Source organism: Streptococcus sp., from assembly GCF_032481935.1.
Taxonomy (GTDB): domain Bacteria; phylum Bacillota; class Bacilli; order Lactobacillales; family Streptococcaceae; genus Streptococcus.
Genome location: NZ_JAWERU010000085.1, coordinates 1 through 3,542, shown reverse-complemented (window position 1 = coordinate 3,542; position 3,542 = coordinate 1). Strand labels below are relative to the sequence as shown.

Genomic DNA, 3,542 nt, shown 5'->3' with positions numbered 1-3,542 from the left:
AGCAGCTAAATTCTCTAAATCAGCTGAAGAAGCTATCACTGCTAAAGGTGGTTCAGTAGAAGTCATCTAAGAGAGGTGACCTATGTTTTTTAAATTATTGAGAGAAGCCTTCAAAGTCAAGCAAGTTCGATCAAAAATTCTTTTTACAATTTTTATCGTCTTTGTCTTCCGTATCGGGACTAGCATTACGGTTCCATGGGTGAATGCCAATAGCTTGAATGCTTTGAGTGGTCTATCTTTTCTAAATATGTTAAGTTTGGTGTCTGGTAATGCCATGAAAAACTTTTCAGTTTTTGCACTTGGTGTTAGTCCATACATTACTGCTTCTATCGTTGTCCAACTCTTACAAATGGATTTATTACCGAAGTTTGTAGAGTGGGGCAAACAAGGGGAAGTTGGTCGTAGAAAGTTGAACCAGGCAACTCGGTATATTGCCCTTGTTCTTGCATTCGTGCAATCTATCGGAATTACTGCTGGTTTTAATGCTTTATCTGGAGCCAAACTTTTGACTGTTCCTTTAACACCACAAGTTTTCCTTGTGATTGGAGCAATCCTAACAGCGGGTAGTATGATTGTAACTTGGTTGGGAGAGCAAATTACTGATAAGGGTTATGGAAATGGTGTTTCCATGATTATCTTTGCGGGGATTGTTGCTTCAATTCCTGATATGATCAAGGGAATTTATGTTGACTACTTTGTCAATGTACCAAGCAGTCGCTTGACTTCATCCCTCATTTTTGTTGCTATCTTAATTGTAGCAGTCTTATTGATTGTTTACTTTACAACTTATGTTCAACAAGCTGAATATAAGATACCAATTCAGTATACCAAGGTAGCACAAGGAGCACCGTCAAGTTCCTATCTTCCATTGAAGATTAACCCTGCAGGAGTTATTCCAGTTATCTTTGCTAGCTCGATTACTGCAGCACCAGCGGCAATTTTACAATTTGTAAGTGCATCTGGTCTTGATTGGGCCTGGGTACGTAGTGCTCAGGAGTTGCTATCTACAACAGCCCCTACAGGTATCGCTTTGTACGCTCTGTTGATTATCCTCTTTACATTCTTCTATACATTTGTACAGATTAATCCAGAGAAGGCAGCAGAAAATTTGCAAAAGAGCGGTGCTTATATCCACGGTGTCCGTCCTGGTAAAGGGACAGAAGAGTATATGTCAAAACTTCTTCGTCGTCTCGCAACAGTCGGTTCCCTCTTCCTAGGTGTCATTTCTATTTTACCTATTGTAGCTAAGGATTTATTCGGTCTTTCAGAAGTCGTTGCTTTTGGGGGAACAAGTCTTTTGATCATTATCTCAACAGGTATTGAAGGAATTAAACAATTGGAAGGTTATTTATTGAAACGTAAGTATGTTGGTTTCATGAATACAACAGAATAATTGTAATAGAAAAGAAAATTCACTATTGCTCAGAGAGTGGAGTTTAAAAATCAAAGACCTTGTCAGATTTTTATCTCCTCTCTTCTATTTTGTTTTTAAATAGGAGTTGAAATGAATTTTTGCTTCTATTTAAAAACAAAAAAGGAGTTTGAATCATGAATCTTTTGATTATGGGCTTACCTGGTGCAGGTAAGGGTACACAGGCAGCAAAAATTGTTGAACAATTTCATGTTGCTCATATCTCAACAGGTGATATGTTCCGCGCGGCAATGGCTAACCAAACTGAAATGGGTGTCTTAGCTAAGTCTTATATCGACAAAGGCGAGTTGGTTCCAGATGAAGTTACAAATGGTATCGTGAAAGAGCGTCTCTCACAAGATGACATTAAAGAAACTGGTTTCTTGTTGGACGGGTACCCACGTACAATTGAACAAGCTCATGCCTTGGATAAAACTTTAGCTGAATTAGGGATTGAGCTTGAAGGTGTTATTAACATCGAAGTAAATCCAGATTGTCTTTTGGAGCGTTTGAGTGGTCGTATCATTCACCGTGAAACTGGCGAAACTTTCCACAAAGTTTTCAATCCACCAGTTGACTACAAAGAAGAAGATTATTACCAACGTGAAGATGACAAACCTGAAACAGTAAAACGTCGTTTGGATGTTAATATTGCCCAAGGTGAACCAATTATTGCCCACTATCGTGCAAAAGGTTTGGTACATGATATCGAAGGTAACCAAGATATCAATGATGTCTTTGCAGATATCGAAAAAGTATTGACAAAATTGAAATAAAAGCGTTTTTCATGCTTGCAAAATGTCTCTACAAATGTTATACTGAGTTAGTCTGACTTATAATTGTTGTCTCTGTGTCTAGAGGCATCAAATCGAAATTTATGGAGGTACTTTTGCGTGGCAAAAGACGATGTGATTGAAGTATGCCGAATGCAATGTTTACGGTTGAACTTGAAAATGGACATCAGATTTTAGCAACAGTTTCTGGTAAAATTCGTAAAAACTATATTCGTATTTTAGCGGGAGATCGTGTTACTGTCGAAATGAGTCCATATGACTTGACACGTGGACGTATCACTTACCGCTTTAAATAATCGAAAAACTTGGAGGGATAAGAAATGAAAGTAAGACCATCGGTCAAACCAATTTGCGAATACTGTAAAGTAATTCGTCGTAATGGTCGTGTTATGGTAATTTGCCCAGCAAATCCAAAACACAAACAACGTCAAGGATAAGATAGAAAGGAGAAAACATGGCTCGTATTGCTGGAGTTGACATTCCAAATGACAAACGCGTAGTAATTTCATTGACTTATGTGTACGGTATCGGACTTCCAACATCTAAGAAAATCTTGGCAGCTGCTGGAATTTCAGAAGATGTACGTGTTCGCGATCTTACACCAGATCAAGAAGATGCTATCCGTCGTGAAGTGGATGCAATTAAAGTTGAAGGTGACCTTCGTCGTGAAGTTAACTTGAACATCAAACGTTTGATGGAAATCGGTTCATACCGTGGTATCCGTCACCGTCGTGGACTTCCTGTCCGTGGACAAAACACTAAAAACAACGCTCGCACTCGTAAAGGTAAAGCTGTTGCGATTGCTGGTAAGAAAAAATAATATAGGAGGTAAAAGTCTTGGCTAAACCAACACGTAAACGTCGTGTGAAAAAGAATATCGAATCTGGTATTGCTCATATTCACGCTACATTTAATAACACTATTGTTATGATTACTGATGTGCATGGTAATGCAATTGCTTGGTCATCAGCTGGTGCTCTTGGTTTCAAAGGTTCTCGTAAATCTACACCATTTGCTGCTCAAATGGCTTCTGAAGCTGCTGCTAAATCTGCACAAGAACACGGTCTTAAGTCAGTTGAAGTTACTGTTAAAGGTCCAGGTTCTGGTCGTGAGTCAGCTATTCGTGCTCTTGCTGCCGCTGGTCTTGAAGTAACAGCAATTCGTGATGTGACTCCAGTGCCACACAATGGTGCTCGTCCTCCAAAACGTCGCCGTGTATAATCATAACCTTACACTGCTTTTCGTTTAAGAGGGAGTAACTAAATGATCGAGTTTGAAAAACCAAATATAACAAAAATTGATGAAAATAAAGATTATGGCAAGTTTGTAATCGAACC

Annotated in this window: 6 protein-coding genes and 1 pseudogene; all 7 read left to right on the top strand. The window is 38.8% G+C overall.

Translation table 11 applies throughout. The annotated features are described in order from the left end of the window. Nucleotides 1-82 precede the first annotated feature (82 nt). Nucleotides 83-1,393, top strand: coding sequence for a preprotein translocase subunit SecY (gene secY / locus E7C97_RS09370; protein WP_000465391.1), 1,311 nt, complete (start codon nt 83-85; stop codon nt 1,391-1,393). A gap of 155 nt (nt 1,394-1,548) precedes the next feature. After that, complete coding sequence (locus E7C97_RS09365) at nt 1,549-2,187, top strand: adenylate kinase (protein ID WP_001050432.1); 639 nt, start codon at nt 1,549-1,551, stop codon at nt 2,185-2,187. Between the two features lie 143 nt (nt 2,188-2,330). Next, nucleotides 2,331-2,501 (top strand): translation initiation factor IF-1, encoded by a 171-nt coding sequence (gene infA / locus E7C97_RS09360; RefSeq protein ID WP_001824515.1) that lies wholly within the window; start codon nt 2,331-2,333, stop codon nt 2,499-2,501. A 24-nt stretch (nt 2,502-2,525) separates the two neighbouring features. Beyond that, the gene (rpmJ, locus tag E7C97_RS09355) at nt 2,526-2,642 is read left to right on the top strand and encodes a 50S ribosomal protein L36 (RefSeq protein WP_001808836.1); all 117 of its coding nucleotides are present in this window, start codon (nt 2,526-2,528) and stop codon (nt 2,640-2,642) included. Nucleotides 2,643-2,659: 17 nt separating this feature from the next. After that, nucleotides 2,660-3,025, top strand: a complete 366-nt coding sequence (gene rpsM / locus E7C97_RS09350) for a 30S ribosomal protein S13 (protein WP_000090783.1) — start codon at nt 2,660-2,662, stop codon at nt 3,023-3,025. Nucleotides 3,026-3,042: 17 nt separating this feature from the next. Beyond that, complete coding sequence (gene rpsK / locus E7C97_RS09345; RefSeq protein ID WP_001118385.1) at nt 3,043-3,426, top strand: 30S ribosomal protein S11; 384 nt, start codon at nt 3,043-3,045, stop codon at nt 3,424-3,426. A 42-nt stretch (nt 3,427-3,468) separates the two neighbouring features. Then, nucleotides 3,469-3,542: pseudogene (locus E7C97_RS09340) on the top strand (DNA-directed RNA polymerase subunit alpha); the annotation flags it as partial.

Coding starts and splice junctions, on each gene's coding strand:
- secY (WP_000465391.1), top strand. CDS start 83: ATGTTTTTTAAATTATTGAGAGAAGCCTTCAAAGTCAAGCAAGTTCGA.
- E7C97_RS09365 (WP_001050432.1), top strand. CDS start 1,549: ATGAATCTTTTGATTATGGGCTTACCTGGTGCAGGTAAGGGTACACAG.
- rpmJ (WP_001808836.1), top strand. CDS start 2,526: ATGAAAGTAAGACCATCGGTCAAACCAATTTGCGAATACTGTAAAGTA.
- rpsM (WP_000090783.1), top strand. CDS start 2,660: ATGGCTCGTATTGCTGGAGTTGACATTCCAAATGACAAACGCGTAGTA.
- infA (WP_001824515.1), top strand. CDS start 2,331: ATGCCGAATGCAATGTTTACGGTTGAACTTGAAAATGGACATCAGATT.